We start from the raw sequence: 23,324 nt of genomic DNA on the forward strand, positions 1-23,324 counted from the left end.
TCCACGCCTTCTAAAAAGGTAAAATGGGAACATCTGGCTAACGTAAAACAAGAAATTCAATTTAATGAACATACTTCTTATAGCTATACTTTTTGTAGCAGCTTACCTTATTGGTTCTATCTGTACGGCAGTTTGGCTGGGCAAATGGTACTATGGTATCGATATCCGCAAACATGGCAGTGGTAATTCCGGTGCAACCAATACCTTCCGGGTATTGGGCAAAAGGCCGGGAACTATAGTTATGCTGATCGATATTTTTAAAGGATGGGCAGCTACATCGCTTGCCAATTTATTGCTGTTGTTCGACGCCATTCCTGCAGAAAACCTGATCGTTTTTCAGCTTTTAATGGGTATGCTGGCCGTTGTAGGACATATTTTTCCGGTGTATGAGCGGTTTAAAGGCGGAAAGGGAGTAGCTACTTTGTTAGGTATGATGCTGGCAATACAGCCTGAGGCGGCCCTTGTCTGTATCGTGGTTTTTGTGATCGTGCTGTTTGTGTCCAAGTATGTTTCGCTGGGTTCTATGATCGCAGCGCTGGCTTTCCCGATGCTGTTGCTGCTGCACCCACACTTTCATCCGGATAACCCGATCCTGATCATTTTCGGATTTTTACTTTTTGCCATAGTGGTTATTACGCACCGCAAGAACATTAACCGCCTGATTGCCGGCGAGGAAAGTAAAGCCAACATTACCATAGGCCGTAAAAGATAACTATAACTGATGATCTTAAAATGCCACTCTTTACTGTAAGGGTGGCATTTTTTATTAACTTTAACTCAAACAAAAGTAAAGCTGATGAATAACTATATCTCCGAGAACAAAGACCGTTTCCTGAACGAGCTGCTCGATATGCTCCGTATTCCGTCGGTTAGTGCCGACCCGAAGTTTAAGCAGGATGTATTGCGCACTGCCGAATTTGTAAAAGAACGCTTAGGCGAAGCTGGTGCCGACAAGGTTGAACTATGCGAAACGGCGGGGTACCCGATCGTGTATGGCGAAAAGATAATTGACCCGAGTTTGCCAACTGTTTTGGTTTACGGCCACTACGACGTGCAGCCCGCCGACCCGTATGAACTATGGAACTCACCTCCGTTTGAGCCGGTAATTAAAGACGGTAAAATTTATGCCCGTGGCGCCTGCGACGACAAAGGCCAGATGTACATGCACGTAAAAGCGTTTGAGGTAATGATGCGCAACAACGCCCTGCCATGCAACGTGAAGTTTATGATTGAGGGGGAGGAAGAAGTGGGCTCCTCTAATCTGGCAACTTTTGTTAAAAGCAATAAGGAAAAGCTGGCTGCTGATGTGATCCTGATTTCGGATACGGGCATGCTGGCAAATGATACGCCCTCTATAACGACAGGCCTGCGCGGCATGAGTTACCTGGAAGTAGAAGTTACCGGACCGAACCGCGACCTGCATTCCGGTTTATACGGTGGCGCTGTGGCTAACCCGATCAACATCCTTTGCCAGATGATCGCATCGATGCATGATGAGAACAACCACATAACTATACCGGGCTTTTACGATAACGTAGTTGAGCTGAGTGCCGAAGAACGTGCAGAAATGGCCCGTGCTCCTTTTAGCCTGGAGAAGTATAAGAAGGCACTTGACCTGAGCGACATACACGGCGAAGAAGGCTACACCACTATGGAGCGCAACTCTATACGACCTACACTGGATGTGAATGGTATCTGGGGTGGTTACATTGGCGAAGGCGCTAAAACAGTAATTCCGTCAAAGGCTTTTGCCAAGATCTCGATGCGTTTGGTACCTGACCAGACATCTGAAGAAATTACGGAGAAGTTTACCAGGCATTTCGAAAGCATTGCTCCGGCCAGCGTTAAGGTTCTGGTTAAGCCGCACCACGGCGGTGAGCCGGTTGTAACGCCAACCGATTCGGTAGCCTATAAAGCAGCTTCGAGAGCCTACGAAGAAACATTTGGTGTAAAACCTATACCTGTGCGCAGCGGCGGTTCAATTCCTATAGTTGCCATGTTCAAATCTGAGCTGGGCCTGGACTCTGTACTGATGGGCTTTGGGCTTGACAGCGACGCGATACACTCGCCTAACGAGAGCTTTGGTGTGTTCAACTATATGAAAGGCATCGAAACGATACCGTTGTTCTATAAATACTATGCTGAAATGAGCAAATAACTATAACTGCCAACTATAAAAAATCCCCGGCGCTACTATAGCACCGGGGATTTTTAGTTTAAACTGCCTGTAGTTTAGCAGCTATTCGTTTCAGATTATCTTGCTGATGGTATTGTTAAACCCAGCGTGAACATAATGGTAGAGTGACGCGCATTGGTTACATCACCGTTAAAGTTAACGTCTTCATCCACGAAATCGCTGAAGCTGCCATTATAACGCACACCTAAGTTAAGGCTGTTACCCAGCGCAAAACCGACACCGGCACCATAACCAAACTCAAATTCTTTTAAGCCTTCCTTGTCTTTTTCATCACGTGAGGTAGACTGAAGGTTTCCATCCAGGTATGTTTTGGTTTCGTTATTAACACCTATTAAGTAAGATGCCTGCGGACCGGCTTCGAAGTACAACGGACCGGCTTTAATTTTAGCTAATACCGGCAGATCCAGGTAGTTATAGTTTACCTTACCAGTTCGCTTATAGTTTACACCACCTACTACAAATTCAGTATCGGCATTTTTGAAACCTTTCTGAGAATAAAGCAACTCGGGCTGAATAGAGAAGAAGTTATCAACTATACCAATGTTGTAGGTAATACCGCCATGGAAGCCCCACTTATTTTCGAAGTTATTTTCGTTACGAAGATCGCCGGAAAGGTTGGACATGTTTGCACCAGCTCTGATACCTATACCTGATTGTGCCTGTACAGCAGTAGCGCCTGCAAATAACATTGCACCTATAATAAATAGCTTTTTCATGTTCTTAAGTTTTAGTTTTGTAATCTCTAACGTGCCTTATACGGCAATTATGATGTTTTTAATTCCGAATTCTTAATATTTAACAAATTGGGCGCGCAAGTGGCTGAGGTTTAACTATAAAAAATTTTGCCTTTCGCCAATTGCACTGATTGCAATCTGATATCCCCTTTACAACAACAATGCCAGAATATAGTTTAGCCCTATATAGAATGGTTTTATATATTCTTTTGAGATCAACTTCCGGAGGTGGCTATAAAAAGTAAAAGCCTGACCGAGGTCAGGCTTTTTTCCATAGTTTTAAGTTGTACTAAGGCAAATTATCTGCTTGTGAAGGTATAACCCAGCGACAACATAAATACATCGTTATACACTTTTGCATCACCTTCATCATATATTTTTGAAATGTCGGAGTTATAGCGCAGGCCTATACTTACACCCATTGGCGTACCAACTCCAATACCGGCTACATAACCTAATCCTGTTCTTCTAAAATCTGGTTTAAATAAGGCATCATCTTCTAAGTTATCACCAACATTAACCGATAACTGAGGACCAGCTTCAAAATAAAGCAGGCCAGTGTTAACACGGGCTAAAACTGGTATATCAACATAATACAGTCTCAGGTCATCACCTGTTCCTTTTGCTCCTTTCATAGAGAAAAGTGCCTCAGGTTGAACAGAAAAAAAGTTATCACTGGAAACCGGGATGTTTGCCGTTAAGCCTGCATGTGCACCGAATATTCTGTCTGTATTTTGTGGAGCATTATCTCCCCTGAAATCTGAATAGTTAGCACCAACCCGCAGACCAAACCCAACCTGAGCCTGTGCCGAAATAGTTGTTACCAAAGCAAAGACAAATAATAAGAGTAATTTTTTCATTTTTTTAATTCAGTTAAGTGTTACAAACAAGCCACTCTCGTAGCCTGATGTAAGCCTATTACGGATGGTTCTGATAAAAGTATGGGAAAACTGTTTTGATTTGAGGCAGGAGGGTGGCTATTTGGGCAGACGCCAAACTATAGTGCACGAACAAAACAACGCGACACCTTAAATTGATGTCGCGCTGCATATAATGTTTGTAATTAAGTATTTATAGTTGGTTAAAACAGGCCTAAGCTGCCCAGCCTTCGCGGTCTAAACTGCGGTACTGAATAGCCTCTGCCAAATGCTCAATTTTTATTTCAGGAGAGTCAGCCAGGTCGGCTATAGTTCGGCTTACTTTCAGGATGCGGTCGTAGGCCCTGGCCGAAAGCCCCAGGCGTTCCATAGCGGTTTTCAGTAAGGTTCTGCCGGCTTCGTTTATCTGGCAAATGTCTTTTACCATCTGCGACGGCATCATGGCATTAGAGTGTATCTGCGGAAAATCTTTAAAGCGCTCCTGTTGCACGGCTCTTGCCTGCACCACTCGCTCGCGAACTGTCGTGCTGTCTTCTGATTTACGGGTAGCTGTCATTTCGTCAAAGGTAACCGGCGTAACCTCTACGTGCAGGTCGATGCGGTCTAAGAGCGGTCCGCTTACTTTGTTCAAATAACGCTGCACTACACCCGGTCCGCAAACGCATTCCTTCTCCGGATGATTATAGTAGCCGCACGGGCAGGGATTCATACTGGCCACCAGCATAAAGTTAGCCGGAAAATCTATCGTTGTTTTTGCCCGGGATATAGTTACCCGTCGTTCCTCCAAAGGCTGTCGCATCACTTCCAGCACAGTGCGTTTAAATTCCGGCAATTCATCCAGAAACAAAACTCCGTTGTGCGATAAAGAGATTTCGCCGGGCTGTGGTACGCCACCACCACCTACAAGTGCTACATCTGATATAGTATGGTGCGGAGAGCGGTAAGGGCGTGTTGTTAATAAGGAGGATGCTTCGCCTAGTTTGCCTGCTACCGAATGTATCTTAGTAGTTTCCAGTGCTTCGTGCATCGAGAGTGGCGGAAGGATAGAAGGCAGTCGTTTTGCCAGCATGGTTTTACCAGCGCCCGGAGGTCCGATCATGATTAAATTGTGACCGCCGGCTGCTGCAATTTCCAGGGCGCGTTTAATGTTTTCCTGCCCCTGCACATCGGCAAAGTCTGCGGCATACTGGTCTACCTGGTTCTGGAACATTTCGCGGGTGTTTATCACCATTGGCTCAATCTCCAGCCTGTTATCCAGAAAATCTATCGCCTCCTGTATCGTCCTGACAGCAATCACATCCAGGTTGTTAACTATAGCTGCCTCGTTGGCGTTCTGGGCGGGCAATATAATTCCTTTAAAACCTTCTTTGCGGGCTTGTATGGCAATTGGTAATACTCCTTTAATTGGCCGCAATTCCCCATCCAGCGACAACTCACCCATGATCATGTACTGCGAAACCTTATCAGGAGCTATCTGGCCTGAGGCAGCCAGAATACCCATCGCTATAGTCAGGTCGTAGGAGGAGCCTTCTTTACGGATATCGGCAGGAGCCATGTTGATGACTACTTTCTGGCGGGGCATTTTATAGTTGTAATGCTTTAGTGCGGCCTCAATACGCTGTTCGCCTTCTTTAACTGCATTGTCGGGTAAACCAACCAGGAAATATTTTGTGCCTGCACTTACGCTGACCTCTACCGTTATAGTGTAGGCATTTACGCCCTGCACGGCACTGCCAAATGTTTTAATGAGCATACTTTCTGATAAGGAAGTATAAGTTGATATTGATTTGAGCCGGAACACTTGCTACGGAAAATAAATTCCGGTTTTTGCTGTTGCCGGTAAAGATAATCAGTTACAGGCTTTTGCGGGCAAACCGTAATGCTGAAATGTTACTGATTGCTATAGTTCTGTCAAAGCTATTATCTGTTTAACCGGATGAGGTCAGGGTAGACAGGAAGGTAGGAATTGGTTACATTCTCTCCTTTCTGGTGAATGGTGATAGCGGTGCAGGTACTATCCGGAGTTGTGATTTCGAATGCTATGCCTGCCGGAGTATCATCAAAAATATAGGTGCGCTGTTGCTGCGGATTAAGATAGTAGGCGATTGGCTGTAATATATGATGTTGCCTTATAGTTGAGATGTTATTTCCAATACCTACATTTTCTATAGTTTTAAAGCTGGGCGAGTTTACCCGGATCTGGCGGGCAAGCAGGTCTTCCGGGCCGCCGTCAAAATTTCGGGAAAAGTATACCGCTACATAATTCTGTTTATGCCGGCCCTTACCAAGCCAAAAGGATAAGGCTTTGCCCATGGCAGCATCTCCACTATCAGGTTGTCCCAATGTACTGGTTATCTTTTCCGCCGTTTCTCCCAAACTTATCTGGCCGATGCGCTGCCCGGGCACGATCAGGAATGCAGAATCAAGAGCAGGTGTAGCAACTATAGTTTCGGGTTTGGAAGGTGTTGTATCAGATGGTGATGTTTTATTAGTTGCTTCCTGAGGGTGTTCAGTTTCAGCAGTTCTTGTTCCGCTATCTGAGCAGGATAGAAACGTGAGTATAACTATAGCTATTAAAAAGTACCGCATAAAAATATAGGGATAAAGGCTGCTCAAACTATAGCAGGCTTTTATCCCTATACGTGCCAGTGTTGCCGGCGTATAAACTAAAATGTCTAGGTCAGTTGTTTTTCGAGGAGCAGGATAAGGATATGTATAACCTTGATATGGATCTCCTGTACGCGGTCGGCGTAGCCCATGTGTGGAACACGGATCTCTACGTCGCAAAGCGGGGCCAGCTTGCCACCGTCTTTACCGGTTAGGCCAACCACTTTCATGCCTTTGGCTTTGGCTGCTTCAGCTGCTTTAATAACGTTGGCAGAGTTACCACTGGTGCTTATACCTAACAGTACATCATTTGCATTGCCCAATGCCTCCACATAACGTGAGAATACAAAGTCGTAACCATAATCGTTGCCAACGCAGCTCATGTGGCTTGCATCTGAAATAGAGATAGCCGGTAGAGCTTTCCGGTTGTCGCGGTAACGGCCTGTCAGTTCTTCGGCAAAGTGCATGGCATCGCACATAGAGCCGCCGTTGCCACACGAAATTATCTTGCCCCCTGCTGCTATGGCCTCGGCCATTAGGTTAGCCGCCTGTTCTATGGCTGCTATGTTATTCTTATCGGAAATAAAGTTTGCAAGCGTTTGTTGGGCCTGCTCCAGTTCTTCCTGTATAGTTGTTGTCATTTTATGTTATTAAACCGCTGCTACCTCCAGGCGCTCTTCGGCTATTGGTGTTCTGAAGTTGTTGCTTCTGAATTCCTGGCGTCTCTCGTACAGTTCCACTTTCAGGTCGTTAACCTTTAGCTGGGCAATATGGTTTTCGTAACGCAGGTTAGCAGCATATAAACTACTAAACACTACTTTAACCAGAAGCAAGCCTGCACCTACACCGGCAAAAGCCTTGTAAAGTACCAGAACCTGCGCCTCGGTTCTTACGCTGGTAAATATTGCACTCTCAGTAACTATAGCCGTCAGCACCAGGGCTATGGTGAGGGTATAAGCTATGGCAACTATGTTAAATAGGGTATTAAGTATTCTCATGTTGCAGGGTGGTTTTAGGTGTTGTATCAAGTCTCTTTAAATCTATAAAAAGATATTGTTATTTTAAAACACCCTGTTATTAATTCATCTAAAAACGCAATGCCACATGCCGGATTATACTATTATTTCGTTATTGTACCAGTTGCATTTGTGTTAATTTGGCATATAACCCGCTGTCTGTCAGCAATTGGTCGTGCGTGCCTCGTTCTACTACTTTGCCTTTTTGCAATACCAGTATCTCATCGGCATGCTGAATAGTACTTAACCGGTGTGCGATAACGATAGATGTTCTGTTACGCATCAGGTTGGTTAATGCTTCCTGTACAAGTTTTTCTGATTCAGTATCCAGTGCAGATGTTGCTTCATCCAGGATAAGGATAGGCGGATTCTGAAGGATAGCGCGTGCAATGCTCAGGCGCTGGCGCTGTCCCCCGGAAAGCTTCCCGCCACGGTCGCCGATCATGGTTTGGTATCCTTCTTCCGTATGAACTATAAATTCGTGCGCGTTGGCAATTTTTGCAGCTGCAATTACTTCCTCTTCGGTGGCATCGGTCTTGTTAAAGGCAATGTTGTTGAAGATCGTATCATTAAACAGGATAGACTCCTGGGTTACAACCCCGATCTGATCCCGGACTGACTCCATCGTATAATCCCGTATATCAAGTCCGTCAATAAGTACAGCACCCTCTGTTGGATCGTAAAAACGTGGCACCAGGTCGGCTAATGTGGATTTGCCGCCACCAGACTGGCCAACCAGCGCGACGGTCTTACCTTTCTGAATCTTAAAGTTGACATCCTGCAATACTGGTTTTTTACCGTAAGCAAACGATACGTCCCGGAACTCTATTTCATGTCGGAATGCCGGTAATACTTTAGCGTCGGACTTGTTCACGATCTGTGGTTTTGTGTCAATAACCTGTAATACCCGATCTCCTGAAACCAGGCCACGCTGTATATTACTGAACGCCGACGACATGGCTTTGGCAGGCACCAGTACCTGCGAGAAAAGAATGATATAGGTTATAAACTCACTGGCTGATAACTCTGATTGTTGGTTTAACACCAGCGTACCACCATACAATAACAGGCCGGCTACTACTGTCACGCCAAGGAACTCTGATAACGGCGATGCCAGGTCGCGCTTATGGGCAATAGAGCGTTGTATGTTGGCGTAGCGGTTGTTCTGATCGTGAAACTTGCTAAGTATAAATGGCTCTGCATTAAACGCTTTTATCACACGCATGCCACTCAGGGTCTCGTCGATAATGGTAAGAATAAAGCTGAGGGAGCTTTGCCCTTGCTGCGCCTTACGTTTCAGTCGTTTAGAGATGCCGGCAATAATACCGCCGGACAGTGGCAAAAGGATAAGAGAGAACAAGGTTAGCTCCACCGACATATTAAACAGCAGCACAAAGAACGCAATGATAGAAATCGGCTCACGGATCACAACGGTTAGCGTACTTACCACCGAGCTTTCCACCTCCTGGATATCTACCGTCATGCGGGTCATCAGGTCGCCTTTACGCTCGTTGCTGAAGTAACCCATGTGCAGTTCCGTCACGCGCTTGTAAACAGCCTGGCGCATATTTCGGACCACGTGCGCCCGCAACTCACCTATAATCCGGAAGGCCAGATAGCGGAACAGGTTGGCCAGGAAAACCGATGCCACAATAATAATACAAACAAACAGCAGCGCTCCCTGTCGGCCTTCCTGCAGTATTATGTTTCCGAAGTTATAGTAAAAGAGGTCCTGGAAAAACTTAAAGTTTAAGGCAAATTCGGGCTTGTTTGCCACCATTGCCATTACCTGTTCCTGGCCCACTTTCCCGAACAGCACATCGAGCAGCGGAATAAGCAGCGTAAAATTGAACAGGCCGAAAATAATACCAAGTATAGTATAGATAGTGTATAGCGGCACGAACCGGCTATAAGGCTTTGCAAACTGTAAAATGCGAAGGTAGGTCTTCATGGTGATTTGTGCTGCTGCCTGCTCTAAAGCGCTGATACTTTACAGAATGGCAACATGCGTCTCTTTAATGCTGAGACAGTGAATTAAAAATTGTTAACGAAATAAACTGGCTTGCCAATTTTTGTGCAAAGATAACGCATAACAATCAGTTTTAACTCATGGTGCCATCCGGAAACAAAAAACGGCTGTACCTGCGCAAACAAGTATAGCCGTTTTCTTTATCATTATTCCCTTCCTGTTTTTAGGAGGGGTAAGGGGAGCCTAAAACTCGTGCAAACGTTGCGGAATGTTCCACCGGAAAGCAACAGATGTGAAAGAGGTATTCAGGTCCATCGTATTTACTTCTGCATCTGTTCTGCGGAGTATCTGTTTCAGATCAACAAAAACGTTGTGCCGCAGCTGGAAACTGGCAGTAAGGTCTAAATGCAGCTGGTTGGTAGTGTTGCCCTGTGATATTTTATTGCCGTAGCCTAAAGCACGTTTAGAATACGGGTAGTTGATGTTGTTCCCCCAGTTTATAGTATCTGTTGCGGTTACTTCATCCTGCCCGAATTTTGTGAAGATGGCTTTGGCCGTAACATTTAGTCGCGGTATAGGCTGGTAGCGGGCAATGCCTATAAACTCGTATAGGTTTGCCCCGGTCGGGTGTGCCAGTGGCTGATTATAATGCTGATAGTTTCTATAGTTATCCAAATGCTGGTATGTGTATGGCCGGATAATATTTACTTCCCCCTGCAGGTCCATGTTTGGCAGCCCGAAAGCGTTGATATACTTTGCACCTATCTGGCCGGCTTGCCTGTTGCCCCACCAGCCATTACCCGATCTTACTTCTTTTATTCTAAGCTCATCCAGGTATAACTGCCCGTAAAGCTGTGCTCTGTTCAGGATGTTCCACTTAAAATCAACACCAACTGTTGCGTTGTCCTCACTACCAATCATTTGCTCTACCGTGCGGTAAAGGATGATCGGGTTCAGGTATTGCAGTTCGAACTTGCCGTGGTCTCTGGCAAAAATAACAGACTCAAAAATGCCGAGGTTAAAGCTGGGTGTTATGTTGATGCCTAACCGGTGCAAAGCCATGTATTTTTTATCGAACAGCTCATCTACCTGTGTTCTTTTAAACTGAGGCGTTAGCTCCTGGAACAGGTTCATGTAATGCAGTTTCCAGACGCGGGTATTCAGTTTCAGGAAGAAAGCCGGTGGTGCATAGTCTGAGTAAAACAACGAGCGGTAGCCATCACCTATAAAATGGCGGTCGTGGCCAAGTTGAATTTCTACATGTTTGGTCAGGCTATAGTTCAGGTAACCGCGTGCAGTCAGAAAGTCGTAACCATCTGTTTTGAAAGGCTTCCACCAGCCTTCGTGCGGTACTACATTGTCGCGCTCAATGCGGTCAACTACATACTCCGGAAAACGCGCCTGGTTTTCACCTATAAAAGTATAGAATCCCAGCCTTTTGTCGATAGTGCCTTCAATCTGAATACCCCTGGTGTTAATGTAGCGAATGCCGTCAGACTGGTTATCATTTCCGAACTCAACGTGCAGCACAGGGTTTACCCGCAGTGTAAAGTCTTCGTTCTCGAAATGGTAAAGGTCTGTCTTGTTTCTGTAAAAATGCTTCAGAACAGGACGGTTGCTTTCATTGTCTTCCTGGTTGGTATAGTTCCAGTTGTCGTTCAGCAGGTACTGGGTGTTAAACTGGTCTGTTCTGGTTTGTGCGTTGCGGGCACTTATTTCTGCTAATATAGCCACATCCTGGCGGCCAATCGGGCGAACCGCTGTATGGAGCTCAGGTGCCTCGTTGCCATACAGGATCTGGTAACGGTCTATTAAACGGTAAATATCCGGGTCGTAAGGTACGTAGGTATCCTGGGCCTGTAAGGTTGTGCCGCCGGCAAGGCCTAACAGCAACAGCAAACATGCTATGTGTTTCATGTTTATTTTATCGGAGTGAGTATAAGAAAGCAATATCCTGAAAGCCGAATTTACTGCTTTTGTATGATTTTGTTCTGTTGTTATAGAAAATATACAGGATTGCTATAGTTTGTAATTTATAGTTAGCCGCATAGCGCCCAGGAGCTTAAAGTGCAAACTATAAATTTATTGATGGAGAGATTGTGCGGCGCTGGTACTTCTGTATCTTTAACCAGTAAAACACCGGTAACCATGCAAAACGGAAAACTGCACATCCTTACTGATACACCTTCGCTGGCAAACCATTTTGTAGCCGAGCTGCGCGACGTAACTATACAGCACGACAGCCTGCGTTTCAGGCGTAACCTGGAACGACTAGGGGAGCTGCTGGCCTACGAGATATCGAAAACACTGCCATATACCACTGCCGGAATAACCACGCCACTGGCGCAAACCCAAACCAAGTTGCTTACCGCCCAGCCGGTGCTGGCAACTATACTCCGGGCTGGTTTGCCACTATATAATGGCATGCTCAATTATTTTGATAAAGCCTATAGTACGTTTGTAGGCGCTTACCGCGTTGAAGAAGAGAATACCGAGCTGCAGATTAACATGGAGTACCTGGCATCTACAGATTTGCACGATAAGATACTGATTCTGGCCGACCCGATGCTGGCAACTGGTAAATCGTTGGTGAAGGCTTACAAAGGGATGCTACGCCATGGCAAACCGGTGCAGGTACATGTAGCAGCTGTTATTGCCTCGCCGGAAGGAGTGAAGTACCTGCAGCAGGAAATACCGGAAGCATTTATATGGCTCGGCGCGCTGGATGATCATCTGAACGAAAAGGCTTATATAGTGCCTGGCCTGGGCGATGCCGGCGATCTGGCTTTCGGGCCAAAGATTTAACTATATTAAAACAGCCTGAACTATAGTTTATAGCAGCCTGTTAGTCAGTAGCTTACCTTTGTGTGCAGGCTGTTATTTTTGAAATTACATAGTTGAAATTGTTTGAAAAATGCTACATTTCATCTTGTGTTTTTCGTATACAGTGTATAGGGTAAATAGCAATAAGTAAGAATACAATTTAAGAAGAAAGCAGCGTGTTGGTAGAGATCCTGAAATATTTGTCGGTGTATTTGATAAGCATGGTAAAGTTTTTTGCCGGCCCCTTAACGGGTGTAGCTGTTGGCCTTACTTACTTCGAAACTGTGTTGCTAACGATTGCGGGCATGATGACCACGGTGATCATTTTCTCGGTTATAGGCAGGGCTTTTTCTAAATGGTGGTCTAAAAGGCAGCGTGCCCAAAACAAGCCGATGTTCAGTAAAAAGAACCGGCGTATTGTTGCCATCTGGAATAAGTTTGGTGTGGTTGGTGTCGCGTTTTTAACGCCTATACTTTTAACACCTATAGTTGGCACTGTAGTAGCAGCCTTATTTGGTGCCCCCCGCAAACAGATCTTTATCCATATGCTCTGGAGTTCTATAGTCTGGAGCGCTTTGCTAAACCTGATGGTGTTTGAATTTGGGGACTTTGCTTCCCGATTTTTCTAGAAGCTATAGTTTATAACTTTAAATAAGGGCTCAGGAGTGCATCTCCGGAGCCCTTGGTGTTTTGGCTTTTTATAGTTTCAGCAGTTACTATTTTCTGTTGCCTTTTTTCTTGGTTTTCTGCCAGCCTGAGTTTTTCGGGTCACCTTTTCTTTTGCCTTTCTCGAAGTTTGACTTGTGTTTGCCCTTCTTCTCATGGAAAGCGCCTTTAAAGTCGGGGTTCTCACTGCGTTTCTGATGATCTATGTCGCGGGCAATGGCCTGTTGCTCATCAAAGGTTATTTCGTGGATCTTCACTTCCGCAGGCATCGGCTTTTCAGGTATCTGCATCCGGATCAGGTTCTCGATCTTGCGGATATGGTACATCTCGGCCGGGTTGGCAAAGGTAATGGCAGCTCCGATGTTCTCTGCCCGCCCAGTACGGCCAATGCGGTGCACGTAATCTTCGTACACAAACGGCACATCAAAATTGATCACGTGGCTCACCATCGTTACATCTATCCCTCTCGATGCTACATCGGTTGCTACTAAAAATCGAACATCGCCGCCTTTAAAAGCTTCCATCGAGTTTATTCGCGTGTTCTGCCCTTTGTTGCCGTGTATGGCCCTCACTTCGCCGTACTCGCGTCGCTCCAGGAATTTGGCTACATCCTCTGCATTTTTCTTGCTCCGGGTAAAAATGATGACGCGGTTAAACGTTTCTCTGTCCTGGATGATGTGCTCTAGCATCGCGATCTTGGTACGCAGGTTCGGCACCTGGTACAATACCTGGCTTACGGTCTCTACAGGGGTAGCTTGTGGCGTTACTTCGATGCGGGTCGGGAACTCCAGAAACTCTTCTGATAACTCTACTACTTTTGGGTGCATGGTTGCAGAAAACAACAGGTTCTGGCGTTTGCGCGGTATAACTTCCAACAGCTGGCGGATCTGCGGCATAAAACCCATGTCCATCATCTTATCGGCTTCGTCCAGCACCAATGTTTTTACTTCTTTCAGTATCAGCTCACCTTTCAGGTATAGTTCCATCAGGCGCTTGGGTGTAGCAACCAGTATGTCGAGTCCTTTATTTATAGTTTCGATCTGTGTTTTCGGGCCAAGTCCACCATAAATAACCGTATGCCTGATGTCAGTGTATTTGCCCAACAGGGTGATATGCTCTTCTATCTGCATGGCCAGCTCGCGGGTAGGAGCTAGTATAATCGCACGCGGGTTCATGCCCTGCGCATATTTCACTTTCATCAGAATAGGCAACAGGAACGCAGCAGTTTTGCCGGTTCCGGTCTGGGCAATACCCATCACATCGTGGCCACCCATTATTACTGGTATAGCCTTTAATTGTATAGGAGTTGGTTTCTCGTAGCCAGCTTCTTCAATGGCATTCAGCAACTGCCTGTTCAGTTTAAAATCCTCGAACGTGGTTACTTCTTTCTCTGCTTCTTCTGCCATGGTACTAATTTATACTTTGTTTTGATTTACAAAGGTACGGGAAAAATGGTTAACACTTTTCGCTGCGCCTTTACCGGGCCCATAAGCTTAGCGAGGGTTATACTTTAAAAATTGTATATTGATGCTGCTATACTTTACCTGCTCCTTATGAAAACAAAATTTATACTTTGCCTGATCTCTATTATCGGCTTTCAGCATCTGGCTACTGCACAAAAAATCTCTTTTGGGCCGAGTTTCGGCTTAATAAACCAAGGAGATGCTGGAAAAGTACTACTGGATTCGGTTCAGGTGGAGTTGCAGAGGGGAGGTGGTTACAGGGGCTACTTTGGCGGATATATCTCCTATAGTATTAACAGCGCATTCAAGCTTTCATCAGGTATTAATTACTACCCGGACAATACCAGTTATGTTGTTTATAACACCAGAACAGACTGCCAGTTTTGTCCGCTTGTAAAAGCTGGCGGCGTAGCGCATGCATCGCTGGAAGTGCCTTTGGTACTTGAGTTTAACATACCTTTAACTGATGGTAAGTTCTTTGCTTTGGTAGGAGTGGCGCCAAGCATAAGGCTGCACCGTAAAAGCGATCCTTATTACTACCACCGCGATGCCGGCCAGGGCGTATCGGATGTATTGCCTGCCTTGAGAACCGCTATAAAGCCAGTTGTTTGGGATTACTCCTTGGGAGTTGGGGCCAACATCTGGCGATTACGGTTCGAGGCCAGATACCAAAACAATCTTGCGCAATCTGCAACTGACCCCGTTAAAGTATGGAACAAGAATTACGATTTTGTGTCAACGCACGCTAACATGAGATTTGGTGTAGGCTATAACTTAAACTGGAAGCAGAAGCAGTAAGCGTAGTTAAATCTTTTACCCTTTCGCCCACTTCCCGTATCTTAGCATCATGAAATCAATTCTCATAAAAAACGCCCAGCTTGTAAACGAAGGAACTATAACCATTGCCGATGTGCTGGTAAAAGACGGCCGCATTGCGCAGGTCGGGCAAACTATAACTACAGAAGCTGACCAAACGATAGATGCCACTGGCTTGCACTTGTTGCCAGGTGTAATAGATGACCAGGTACATTTCCGGGAGCCGGGGCTGACGCACAAAGCAACTATAGGTTCGGAAGCACGGGCAGCTGTAGCGGGCGGCACCACTTCTTTTATGGAGATGCCAAACACTGTTCCGAATGCTGTAACCCAGGAATTTCTGGAAGACAAGTATAAAATTGCTGCTGAAACATCGCTGGCGAATTACTCTTTTTACATGGGCGCCACCAACGATAATCTGTCTGAAGTGCTGCTTACCAATCCAAACACAGTGTGTGGCATCAAGATATTTATGGGATCTTCCACGGGGAACATGCTTGTAGATAATGCCGAAACACTGGAGCAGATATTTGCCAAAGCCAAACTGCCGATTGCCGTGCACTGCGAAGACGAGCAGACCATCCGCGACAATATGGCTCTGTATGAGGAAAAATATGGCGAAGATATTCCGGTAAAATGTCACCCCGAGATCCGTAACGAGGCAGCTTGCTTTAAATCATCTTTCCTGGCTGTAAAGCTGGCCGAAAAGCACAACACGCGTCTGCACATCCTGCACATCTCTACCGAAGAAGAACTGAAGCTTTTCCGGAACGACATACCGCTGGAACAAAAACGCATTACCGCCGAAGTTTGTGTGCACCACCTGTGGTTTGATAAAGAAGATTACGATACGTTTGGTACACAGATTAAATGTAACCCGGCCGTTAAAGAGCATCGCCACAAAGAAGCTTTATTAAAAGGATTGCTGGAAGATAAGCTGGATGTAATTGCCACCGACCACGCCCCGCACCTTTGGGAAGAGAAGCAGGGCAAGTACAAACAAGCGCCATCCGGTGTGCCGTTAATTCAACACTCACTGCAGATGATGCTGGAGTTTGTAAAGCAGGGCAAACTGACGCTGGGAAAAGTAGTAGAGAAGATGGCACATGCGCCGGCAATTCTTTTTAACGTGCGTGAGCGCGGTTATATACGCAAAGGCTACTGGGCTGACCTGGTGCTGGTGGACCTGAACAAACCTTACACCGTTACTAAAGAGAACACCTACTATAAATGTGGCTGGTCGCCTTTCGAGGGCCATACGTTCAGCTCAACTATAGTTTCAACTATAGTTTCGGGACACCTGGCTTATAGTAACGGCACGTTTGATGAGAGCAAGAAAGGGGAGCGCCTGTTATTTGACCGGTAGTAACTATAGTTCAGGATGGAGTTAGAAAAGTTTAAAGCGCTGCACGCCCGATTTTTTGGTAAAGAGCTGCCGGAGGAAGTGCTGCAATCGGAGGAGTATGAGGCCTATGCCGATGCCATACATGAAGACGAAGCCTGCTACAACTGGGCCACCGCCGAAAAGCTAAAGTTTGCGGACTTTGACTACGAAAGCTACTGCTGTATAATGATGGCCGATAAAGTATTCGAAAGTCTGGACGAGGATGGAGAGATAAAGTACGACGACCCGGGAGTTGTGATCAATAAATGGGATGAAGGCTTTTACGGCATACCGGTGCACAACGGCGGCGCTACGATGGTCGTGATCAACTATTGCCCGTGGTGTGGTACAAAGCTGAGTAAGTAAACTATAGATATATAGCGCGAGCGTCCTCGCTCGTGACTTGCTATAGTTGGGCCTCTGGCCAGTTGAGTTACAAACTCGACACCATAAAGAAAAACCGTTGCTGTTCCGGACATCCATGTCCGGAACCAAATCTGCTGCGGACTTCCTAGTCCGCGTTACTTGCAATACGGGGATTAGGAAATCCCCGGCAGAGGGCTTTCGGACAAGGATGTCCGAAAGAGCGGATGGCATTGACCTTAAGTACACGAGCTACAAACTCGGGCCAGCGAAAAGGCGCATCTCGGCAACTTATTTATAACTAGCAGCTTATAGTTAGAGGAGCTTGTTTTAGAAAAATTTTAGCCAAAAATGCATTCCCGGTATTGCATTATGTGATTTGCTCCGTATATTTGCACTCTCAAACGAGACACGGTGATCGTAGTTCAGTTGGTTAGAGCACCAGATTGTGATTCTGGAAGTCGTGGGTTCGAATCCCATCGGTCACCCAAAGCCCTTGAAGCTAACCTTCAGGGGCTTTTTTGTTTAGGTAAATTGCTAACTTGCCGGATGGGTAAATTACTGATTTTAAGTATAAACCCATTCATAATTCTTAATTCGTAATTCATAATTAGCAAAAAATATGAGCTTAGTAGTAGTCGGTTCGATGGCGTTTGATGCGCTGGAGACACCTTTCGGTAAAACAGATAAGATTGTAGGTGGCGCCGCTACGTACATTTCCTTGTCTTCTTCATACTTCGTGAAGCCGGTAAATGTGGTATCAGTGGTTGGTGGCGATTTCGATCAGGACCACATTAAACTGATGCACGAACGCAACATCAGCACCGAAGGCGTACAGGTAAAAGAGAATGAGAAATCTTTCTTCTGGTCTGGCCGCTATTTTAACGACATGAACAGCCGCGAGACGCTGGTTACAGAACTGAACGTGCTGGGTGATTTCGACCCGATCATTCCGGCTTCTTACCAGGGCTGCGATTACCTGATGCTGGGTAACCTGGCACCACAGGTACAGAAAACCGTGATCGAGCGCCTGACCCAAAAGCCAAAGCTGATCGTGATGGACACCATGAATTTCTGGATGGATATTGCCTTGCCAGAGCTGATGGAAACCCTGAAACTGGTAGACGTACTGTCTATCAATGACGAAGAAGCGCGCCAACTAAGCGGTGAATATTCGCTGGTAAAAGCTGCCAAAAAGATCATGGCGATGGGGCCTAAGTTCCTGATCATCAAAAAAGGGGAGCATGGTGCCTTGTTGTTCAACGAAGACAAAGTTTTCTTCGCGCCGGCATTGCCTTTAGAAGAAGTTTTTGACCCGACCGGAGCCGGCGATACGTTTGCTGGTGGCTTTATCGGTTACATTGCCAGCACCGACGATATCAGCTTCGAGAACATGAAGCGCGCTATTATTTATGGTTCGGCCATGGCATCGTTCTGCGTTGAGAAATTCGGTACGGAGCGCCTGAAGAACCTGAGCAAAGAAGAGATCGAAAACCGTGTGCAGCAGTTTGTTAACCTGGTTGCTGTTGATACTGTGCTGCAGTAAAATTGCAACTATAAACTATAGAGAAAGGGAGGCGGAAGCTTCCCTTTTTTGTTGCCGCATAACAAACTATATCAACTGTTTTGTAACTAAACGGCGCTTGGCGGGGTAAAACTAAAGTACGAACTATATAAGAATCCAAGCTATGAGCATTCAAAATAAGAATAAGAATACTCAGGACGAACTGAAAAAAAATAATCCTAACCAACAGGATCCGAAGAAGCTTATGGGTAATGTCGATGACAACCCACCACGCAATGCGCTTAATAAATCTGACACCAAGGTACAGAACCCTAACAGGAACCTGGCAAAAGGTGGCAATAACACGCCTTACGATAAAAAGTAGGGCTTCCGAACAGAATAAGACTATGAATAGTATGCGCGGGCAGAAGGTTTTACACCTTTTGCCCGCGTTTTTTTATGCCTCAAATTACTGGTTCAGCCATAGTTTAAAGTTTGCCTTTTCTATAGTTGTCGCGTCAGCGCGTTTCTCTATAGTATACTTCGGGTAAAAAATGTGCGAAGTGGGAGTGAGCATGACCTGCCGTAGTTGCTTTTCCCTGAAGAGCGTAAGTGTTATAGTTTCGGTAGGAGAAAGTTGCTGTAATAAATGCTGCAGGTTCTGCTCCAGTTTTCTGCCGTTCAAAGCTACAAGTTCATCATCTACACTTAAACTATTAAAAGCCGGAGATGCCGGTGCTATGGCCGTCACTTTTATAGTTTGGTCTGTTGATACTTTAAACCCGAACCGGCACTCATAAAGCAAAGCATTCTCCTGCTGCTTCAGGGTGCAGCCAACAAAGTTCAGGGCTTCGTCTAATGCGGGTTCTATAGTTGAGGTACCATTTATATAGTTGTCGAAGTAAGACCTGAAAGACTGCCCGGCAATTTCATCTACCAGGCCTGCATAGTCCTGCTCTGTATAGCCTATAGTTTGTTTACCGAAGCGTACCCATAGTTCCCGCATCACCGCATCTAAGTTTGCCTTGTTATTAGTTACCTTCCGCAATTGCAGATCAAGCAGTAAAGCGGTTAAAGCTCCTTTTATATAGATAGATACTTTCCGGTCCGGTATGCCGGGCTTATAGCCATCCAGCCACAGGTCAAACGACGAATCAGAAACCGACATGTGGTTACGGCTATAGTCTGCAAAGTAGCGTTGCAGGGTCGTGTTTAACTCATCAAAGTATTGCTGCGCGGTAAAAACGCCTGAGCGGGCCAGCATGTAATCGCCATAGTACGTTGTGATGCCTTCCGCAACATAGCCTGTTTTAAAGTAATTCTCCTGCGCTAAGTTGTAAGGCAGCATTTCCTTAGGCCGTATCTTTTTGATGTTCCAGGTATGGAAAAGTTCATGCGAGCTCACGCCCAGAAACTCTTTATACAAAGCCGGCGACATCAGCAATTCTCCTGGGCCAAGTGTAATTACCGTGGAATGGCTGTGCTCTACGCCGTGGTAAGTACGGTAAGGTAAAATGAGGTTCAGGTAATGGTATTCCGGCACCGGGAAATCGCCAAACACGTCGAGCTGTGCTTTGGTAAAGGCTTCAAAGTCATGTATGATTTTCTGCCAGTCAGGTTTGCAGTCGCCCTGTATCCAGATGTGGAAAGTGGTGTTGGCCAAACTATAGCTTGCGTGCTGCAACAAATTGCTGGCTATAAACGGGCTGTCCACCAACTCATCATAGTTCGCTGCTCTCAGTGTATGCTTGCTCGTTTCCGGTAATCCGCAGGCAATTTGCCAGTTTTCGGGTACGGCTATAGTTACTTCGCAGGGTTCGTGTTCGCGTCCTTCCACAGCCATCAGGCAATTTATCGGGTTCAGATAAAGCATCTGCTCATCCAGCCACGAACCGCCTGCATCCATCTGCCGCGCATAAAAACTATAGTTTATAGTTATCGTTTCAGCTCCGCCCGTTTCAATCAGCCAGCGGTCTTTGGTTATTTTGTTTACAGCTATAGTTTCTTCATTGGCTGTGGCAGTCACCTGTCGTAGTTTCTGGGCAAAGTTCTGTAGTTCGTAGCGGCCCGGTCGCCAGGCTGGTAGCTGCAAGTATAGTTGTTGCTGTGTGTTACCGGTTATAGTTATGTTGATATGCAGGTAATGCGAAAGCGCCTCAGTGTAGGACAGATGGTATAAAATCATAGTTTAAACTATAGTTGATGCGATAAATTTACATGTTTAAGTCGTGCCGTTTTATACTTGTGCAGCGCTATAATTGATATTTTTACTGCCGGTCCGGGAAAAAGCTGTTATATTTGTGCAAAATATCCAGCGCCTGCTTTGGTTATTTACAAAGGTTTACTAATTTTGCAGGCCATAATAAAACCATTGGCATACGATGAAAAGAACATTCCAGCCTTCTCAGAGAAAAAGAAGAAATAAGCACGGCTTCCGCTCAAGAATGGAGACCGCTAACGGTAGAAGAGTATTGGCTAGCAGAAGAGCCAAAGGCAGAAAGAGACTAACTGTTTCTGACGAAAGAAAACATAAGGCTTAATTAAGTCAGGTTAGTGCTTTGTAGAGCACGGAGCCGCTCTAACGAATGGATTCCGAGAAAGATCACGAAGCGCCACAGCCTTTAACGTATACATTTTCGAAAGAAGAACGCTTGTGCAGTAAGCGCTTAATCACGCTACTGTTCTCCAAGGGTTCTTCTTTTAATTTGTATCCGCTTCGCTTTGTTTTTTATACTGAGCCTGGCACAACGCCTGCACCCACGCAGGTAGTTATTTCTGTATCTAAGCGCCATTTTAAACGCGCCGTAGATCGCAACCGCCTTAAGCGGCAAATGCGTGAGGCTTACCGCCTTAACAAACAACTCCTGCTTGCCGACCCGGCTAAAGCACCCGCTTTGCTAGGGATATTATATATCGGTAAAGAAAAAAATCCTTTCAATCTATTCAGAAAAAACTAATTTCCGGTTTAGAACGTTGTCTCAATACGTAGGCTTTTCTTGTTCTCTAACCCGAAAATTATGTATAAAAAATATATCGCCGGCATTGTAGTGGCTGGTTTAGGCCTGGGCCTGGTATCTTTTAAGTCTGACTCTGACCGTTACTTCGAGATCGCCAAAAATCTTGATGTATTTGCCACCCTTTTTAAAGAAGTAAATACCTATTACGTGGATGAAGTGCCGCCTGCGCAAATGATGCGTACCGGTATAGATGCCATGCTCAAGTCGCTGGACCCCTACACCAATTATATCCCGGAAGATGATATCGAAGATTTCCGTACGATGACCACCGGTCAGTATGGTGGAATTGGGGCAGGAATTGGTGTGCACGATGGTAAAGTTGTTATCCAGATGCCTTACGAAGGTTCGCCTGCACAAAAAGCCGGACTAACTATAGGTGATCAGATCCTGAAAATTGATGGAGTTAATGTGACGGGTAAGCCATCTGCTGAAGTAAGCAAACTGCTCAAAGGACAAGCCAACACCCCTATAAAGCTGGAGATCAAAAGCTACGGACAGACAAAGCCTCGTACCGTTGAGCTGCTTCGCGCTAATATAACAGTAGAGAATGTGCCTTATATTGGTATGCTTGATAACGAGATCGGCTACTTCCAGCTTTCTGGCTTTACTATGGATGCTTCGCGAGAAGTAAAACAGGCGGTTCAGAAACTGAAGGAGATGGGCGCAAAAAAGATAATTTTTGACCTGCGCGATAACCCGGGTGGCCTGCTGCACGAAGCCGTAAACATCTCGAACATATTTGTGGATAAAGGCAAAGACATAGTTAGCACCAAGGGCAAAGTAAAAGAGTGGAACAAAACCTACAAAGCATTAGACGAGCCGCTTGATAAATCAGTACCGTTGGTTGTGCTTACCAGTTCGCGCAGTGCATCAGCCGCCGAGATTGTAGCCGGCGTAATGCAGGATTATGATAGGGCCGTTCTGGTAGGCGAGCGCACATTCGGTAAAGGGCTGGTACAGGCAACCCGACCTTTATCTTATAACTCGCAGTTAAAAGTAACAACAGCTAAATATTATACGCCAAGTGGCCGTTGCATTCAGGCAATAGATTATTCGCACCGCAACGAAGATGGCAGTGTGGCCTCTATTCCGGATTCGCTTCGCGTAGCTTACAAAACTGCCGGTGGTCGTGTGGTTTACGATGGCGGTGGAATCAGCCCGGATGTGGAAGTGCCACAAACCGAATATTCTGAGATTGCCCGAACTATAGTTGGCAAAGGTTACCTGTTCGAGTTTGCCAACAAGTATAAGGCAGAGCATCCAACTATAGGTCCGGCCAAAGATTTCCAGTTATCGGATGCCGATTACCAGAAGTTTGTTGCTTTCCTGGCTGATAAAGACGTGTCCTACACTACAAAAGTAGAGCAAGAGCTTGTTGAGCTGACTGACAAATCGAAAGAAGGCAAACATTACGATGATATAAAGAGCGAACTTGATGCCATCCGTAAAAAAGTGTCGCATAACAAATCCAATGACCTGCAACGTTTCCGCCCTGAGATACAGGAAATGCTGGAGGCCGAGATCGCCTCACGCTATTATCTGCAGAAAGGCTACATCGAAGCATCTTTCGACGATGACCAGGATATTATAATGGCGAAGAATGTGCTGAACGATCCTCAGAAATATGCATCTTACCTGAAAGTGAAATCAAAGTAAGGCTGTAAGTAAACTATAAAACAAAGGAGATGCTGCAAAGTGTCTCCTTTGTGCTTTAAGACCGACACTATTATAGTATAGTTGGATGCATCGTTCGTGTGCCGTACTTTTGCAGTACACAACTATAAACAGAATGCCTTTATTACTTTCCCTCGAAACGTCATCTACTGTTTGCTCTGTTGCTTTGCACCGCGATGCACAGTTGCTGGGTGCTTCAGAACTTCAGATCGA

23 protein-coding genes and 1 tRNA gene (1 of these 24 running past the window's edge) are annotated in these 23,324 nt (G+C 45.7%); 14 read left to right on the plus strand and 10 right to left on the minus strand.

Features of this window, described 5'->3' with window-relative positions:
- Nucleotides 1-64: 64 nt before the first annotated feature.
- Nucleotides 65-712, plus strand: a complete 648-nt coding sequence (plsY, locus tag GSQ66_RS16455; protein WP_162428462.1) for a glycerol-3-phosphate 1-O-acyltransferase PlsY — start codon at nucleotides 65-67, stop codon at nucleotides 710-712.
- 84 nt (nucleotides 713-796) lie between these two features.
- Nucleotides 797-2,158 (plus strand): dipeptidase, encoded by a 1,362-nt coding sequence (locus GSQ66_RS16460; protein WP_162428463.1) that lies wholly within the window; start codon nucleotides 797-799, stop codon nucleotides 2,156-2,158.
- Nucleotides 2,159-2,253: 95 nt separating this feature from the next.
- Here GSQ66_RS16460 and GSQ66_RS16465 read toward each other — a convergent pair whose 3' ends face one another.
- From GSQ66_RS16465 to GSQ66_RS16500, 8 genes are all read right to left on the minus strand, one after another.
- A complete protein-coding gene (locus GSQ66_RS16465; protein WP_238395730.1) occupies nucleotides 2,254-2,913 on the minus strand; it encodes a porin family protein in 660 nt (219 codons plus the stop codon).
- A gap of 317 nt (nucleotides 2,914-3,230) precedes the next feature.
- Nucleotides 3,231-3,791 carry a porin family protein gene (locus GSQ66_RS16470; RefSeq protein ID WP_162428464.1) on the minus strand — a complete coding sequence of 187 codons (561 nt, stop codon included), beginning with the start codon at nucleotides 3,789-3,791 and terminating at the stop codon, nucleotides 3,231-3,233.
- A 232-nt stretch (nucleotides 3,792-4,023) separates the two neighbouring features.
- Nucleotides 4,024-5,562: a YifB family Mg chelatase-like AAA ATPase gene (locus tag GSQ66_RS16475; protein ID WP_162428465.1), complete on the minus strand. Its 1,539-nt coding sequence runs from the start codon at nucleotides 5,560-5,562 to the stop codon at nucleotides 4,024-4,026.
- A 167-nt stretch (nucleotides 5,563-5,729) separates the two neighbouring features.
- The gene (locus GSQ66_RS16480; protein WP_162428466.1) at nucleotides 5,730-6,398 is read right to left on the minus strand and encodes a hypothetical protein; all 669 of its coding nucleotides are present in this window, start codon (nucleotides 6,396-6,398) and stop codon (nucleotides 5,730-5,732) included.
- Nucleotides 6,399-6,484: 86 nt separating this feature from the next.
- Complete coding sequence (gene lpcA / locus GSQ66_RS16485; RefSeq protein ID WP_162428467.1) at nucleotides 6,485-7,057, minus strand: D-sedoheptulose 7-phosphate isomerase; 573 nt, start codon at nucleotides 7,055-7,057, stop codon at nucleotides 6,485-6,487.
- A 9-nt stretch (nucleotides 7,058-7,066) separates the two neighbouring features.
- On the minus strand, nucleotides 7,067-7,414 hold the full coding sequence (locus tag GSQ66_RS16490; RefSeq protein ID WP_162428468.1) for a hypothetical protein: 348 nt from the start codon (nucleotides 7,412-7,414) through the stop codon (nucleotides 7,067-7,069).
- 130 nt (nucleotides 7,415-7,544) lie between these two features.
- Complete coding sequence (locus tag GSQ66_RS16495) at nucleotides 7,545-9,383, minus strand: ABC transporter ATP-binding protein (RefSeq protein WP_162428469.1); 1,839 nt, start codon at nucleotides 9,381-9,383, stop codon at nucleotides 7,545-7,547.
- Between the two features lie 261 nt (nucleotides 9,384-9,644).
- Entirely contained in the window at nucleotides 9,645-11,318 is a 1,674-nt protein-coding gene (locus tag GSQ66_RS16500; RefSeq protein WP_162428470.1) for a hypothetical protein, read from the minus strand.
- A gap of 171 nt (nucleotides 11,319-11,489) precedes the next feature.
- Between GSQ66_RS16500 and upp the strand changes: the two genes are divergently transcribed.
- Both upp and GSQ66_RS16510 read left to right on the plus strand, forming a co-directional pair.
- Nucleotides 11,490-12,206, plus strand: a complete 717-nt coding sequence (gene upp / locus GSQ66_RS16505; protein WP_394351415.1) for a uracil phosphoribosyltransferase — start codon at nucleotides 11,490-11,492, stop codon at nucleotides 12,204-12,206.
- Nucleotides 12,207-12,445: 239 nt separating this feature from the next.
- Nucleotides 12,446-12,853, plus strand: a complete 408-nt coding sequence (locus tag GSQ66_RS16510; protein WP_238395731.1) for a hypothetical protein — start codon at nucleotides 12,446-12,448, stop codon at nucleotides 12,851-12,853.
- 87 nt (nucleotides 12,854-12,940) lie between these two features.
- Here the strand turns inward: GSQ66_RS16510 and GSQ66_RS16515 are convergent, their stop codons facing one another.
- Nucleotides 12,941-14,296, minus strand: a complete 1,356-nt coding sequence (locus tag GSQ66_RS16515) for a DEAD/DEAH box helicase (RefSeq protein ID WP_162428471.1) — start codon at nucleotides 14,294-14,296, stop codon at nucleotides 12,941-12,943.
- A gap of 147 nt (nucleotides 14,297-14,443) precedes the next feature.
- Here GSQ66_RS16515 and GSQ66_RS16520 point away from each other — a divergent pair, with 147 nt between their 5' ends.
- The 6 genes from GSQ66_RS16520 to GSQ66_RS16545 all read left to right on the plus strand — a co-directional run bounded on the left by GSQ66_RS16520 (nucleotide 14,444) and on the right by GSQ66_RS16545 (nucleotide 18,805).
- Entirely contained in the window at nucleotides 14,444-15,151 is a 708-nt protein-coding gene (locus GSQ66_RS16520) for a hypothetical protein (protein ID WP_162428472.1), read from the plus strand.
- A gap of 49 nt (nucleotides 15,152-15,200) precedes the next feature.
- Nucleotides 15,201-16,535 (plus strand): dihydroorotase, encoded by a 1,335-nt coding sequence (locus GSQ66_RS16525; RefSeq protein ID WP_162428473.1) that lies wholly within the window; start codon nucleotides 15,201-15,203, stop codon nucleotides 16,533-16,535.
- 15 nt (nucleotides 16,536-16,550) lie between these two features.
- Nucleotides 16,551-16,919: a DUF6980 family protein gene (locus tag GSQ66_RS16530; RefSeq protein WP_162428474.1), complete on the plus strand. Its 369-nt coding sequence runs from the start codon at nucleotides 16,551-16,553 to the stop codon at nucleotides 16,917-16,919.
- Between the two features lie 411 nt (nucleotides 16,920-17,330).
- Nucleotides 17,331-17,404, plus strand: a tRNA-His gene (locus GSQ66_RS16535).
- 134 nt (nucleotides 17,405-17,538) lie between these two features.
- The gene (locus tag GSQ66_RS16540) at nucleotides 17,539-18,462 is read left to right on the plus strand and encodes a PfkB family carbohydrate kinase (protein WP_162428475.1); all 924 of its coding nucleotides are present in this window, start codon (nucleotides 17,539-17,541) and stop codon (nucleotides 18,460-18,462) included.
- Between the two features lie 142 nt (nucleotides 18,463-18,604).
- Nucleotides 18,605-18,805, plus strand: coding sequence for a hypothetical protein (locus tag GSQ66_RS16545; RefSeq protein ID WP_162428476.1), 201 nt, complete (start codon nucleotides 18,605-18,607; stop codon nucleotides 18,803-18,805).
- Nucleotides 18,806-18,889: 84 nt separating this feature from the next.
- Here GSQ66_RS16545 and GSQ66_RS16550 read toward each other — a convergent pair whose 3' ends face one another.
- A complete protein-coding gene (locus GSQ66_RS16550) occupies nucleotides 18,890-20,605 on the minus strand; it encodes a M61 family metallopeptidase (RefSeq protein WP_162428477.1) in 1,716 nt (571 codons plus the stop codon).
- Nucleotides 20,606-20,801: 196 nt separating this feature from the next.
- Between GSQ66_RS16550 and rpmH the strand changes: the two genes are divergently transcribed.
- The 4 genes from rpmH to tsaB all read left to right on the plus strand — a co-directional run.
- Entirely contained in the window at nucleotides 20,802-20,960 is a 159-nt protein-coding gene (rpmH, locus tag GSQ66_RS16555; protein WP_162428478.1) for a 50S ribosomal protein L34, read from the plus strand.
- A gap of 45 nt (nucleotides 20,961-21,005) precedes the next feature.
- The gene (locus tag GSQ66_RS16560) at nucleotides 21,006-21,377 is read left to right on the plus strand and encodes a ribonuclease P protein component (protein ID WP_162428479.1); all 372 of its coding nucleotides are present in this window, start codon (nucleotides 21,006-21,008) and stop codon (nucleotides 21,375-21,377) included.
- Between the two features lie 60 nt (nucleotides 21,378-21,437).
- Nucleotides 21,438-23,093, plus strand: a complete 1,656-nt coding sequence (locus GSQ66_RS16565) for a S41 family peptidase (RefSeq protein ID WP_162428480.1) — start codon at nucleotides 21,438-21,440, stop codon at nucleotides 23,091-23,093.
- A gap of 133 nt (nucleotides 23,094-23,226) precedes the next feature.
- Nucleotides 23,227-23,324: the start of a tRNA (adenosine(37)-N6)-threonylcarbamoyltransferase complex dimerization subunit type 1 TsaB gene (gene tsaB / locus GSQ66_RS16570; RefSeq protein ID WP_162428481.1), read on the plus strand. 595 nt of this gene lie beyond the right edge of the window; 98 of the gene's 693 nt are visible here — the first part of the coding sequence; its start codon is at nucleotides 23,227-23,229; its stop codon lies beyond the right edge, outside the window.

Origin of the sequence: Pontibacter pudoricolor (assembly GCF_010092985.1) — a bacterium.
GTDB lineage: Bacteria > Bacteroidota > Bacteroidia > Cytophagales > Hymenobacteraceae > Pontibacter > Pontibacter pudoricolor.

Coding starts and splice junctions, on each gene's coding strand:
- plsY (WP_162428462.1), top strand. CDS start 65: ATGAACATACTTCTTATAGCTATACTTTTTGTAGCAGCTTACCTTATT.
- GSQ66_RS16460 (WP_162428463.1), top strand. CDS start 797: ATGAATAACTATATCTCCGAGAACAAAGACCGTTTCCTGAACGAGCTG.
- GSQ66_RS16465 (WP_238395730.1), bottom strand. CDS start 2,913: ATGAAAAAGCTATTTATTATAGGTGCAATGTTATTTGCAGGCGCTACT.
- GSQ66_RS16470 (WP_162428464.1), bottom strand. CDS start 3,791: ATGAAAAAATTACTCTTATTATTTGTCTTTGCTTTGGTAACAACTATT.
- GSQ66_RS16475 (WP_162428465.1), bottom strand. CDS start 5,562: ATGCTCATTAAAACATTTGGCAGTGCCGTGCAGGGCGTAAATGCCTAC.
- GSQ66_RS16480 (WP_162428466.1), bottom strand. CDS start 6,398: ATGCGGTACTTTTTAATAGCTATAGTTATACTCACGTTTCTATCCTGC.
- lpcA (WP_162428467.1), bottom strand. CDS start 7,057: ATGACAACAACTATACAGGAAGAACTGGAGCAGGCCCAACAAACGCTT.
- GSQ66_RS16490 (WP_162428468.1), bottom strand. CDS start 7,414: ATGAGAATACTTAATACCCTATTTAACATAGTTGCCATAGCTTATACC.
- GSQ66_RS16495 (WP_162428469.1), bottom strand. CDS start 9,383: ATGAAGACCTACCTTCGCATTTTACAGTTTGCAAAGCCTTATAGCCGG.
- GSQ66_RS16500 (WP_162428470.1), bottom strand. CDS start 11,318: ATGAAACACATAGCATGTTTGCTGTTGCTGTTAGGCCTTGCCGGCGGC.
- upp (WP_394351415.1), top strand. CDS start 11,490: ATGGAGAGATTGTGCGGCGCTGGTACTTCTGTATCTTTAACCAGTAAA.
- GSQ66_RS16510 (WP_238395731.1), top strand. CDS start 12,446: ATGGTAAAGTTTTTTGCCGGCCCCTTAACGGGTGTAGCTGTTGGCCTT.
- GSQ66_RS16515 (WP_162428471.1), bottom strand. CDS start 14,296: ATGGCAGAAGAAGCAGAGAAAGAAGTAACCACGTTCGAGGATTTTAAA.
- GSQ66_RS16520 (WP_162428472.1), top strand. CDS start 14,444: ATGAAAACAAAATTTATACTTTGCCTGATCTCTATTATCGGCTTTCAG.
- GSQ66_RS16525 (WP_162428473.1), top strand. CDS start 15,201: ATGAAATCAATTCTCATAAAAAACGCCCAGCTTGTAAACGAAGGAACT.
- GSQ66_RS16530 (WP_162428474.1), top strand. CDS start 16,551: ATGGAGTTAGAAAAGTTTAAAGCGCTGCACGCCCGATTTTTTGGTAAA.
- GSQ66_RS16540 (WP_162428475.1), top strand. CDS start 17,539: ATGAGCTTAGTAGTAGTCGGTTCGATGGCGTTTGATGCGCTGGAGACA.
- GSQ66_RS16545 (WP_162428476.1), top strand. CDS start 18,605: ATGAGCATTCAAAATAAGAATAAGAATACTCAGGACGAACTGAAAAAA.
- GSQ66_RS16550 (WP_162428477.1), bottom strand. CDS start 20,605: ATGATTTTATACCATCTGTCCTACACTGAGGCGCTTTCGCATTACCTG.
- rpmH (WP_162428478.1), top strand. CDS start 20,802: ATGAAAAGAACATTCCAGCCTTCTCAGAGAAAAAGAAGAAATAAGCAC.
- GSQ66_RS16560 (WP_162428479.1), top strand. CDS start 21,006: ATGGATTCCGAGAAAGATCACGAAGCGCCACAGCCTTTAACGTATACA.
- GSQ66_RS16565 (WP_162428480.1), top strand. CDS start 21,438: ATGTATAAAAAATATATCGCCGGCATTGTAGTGGCTGGTTTAGGCCTG.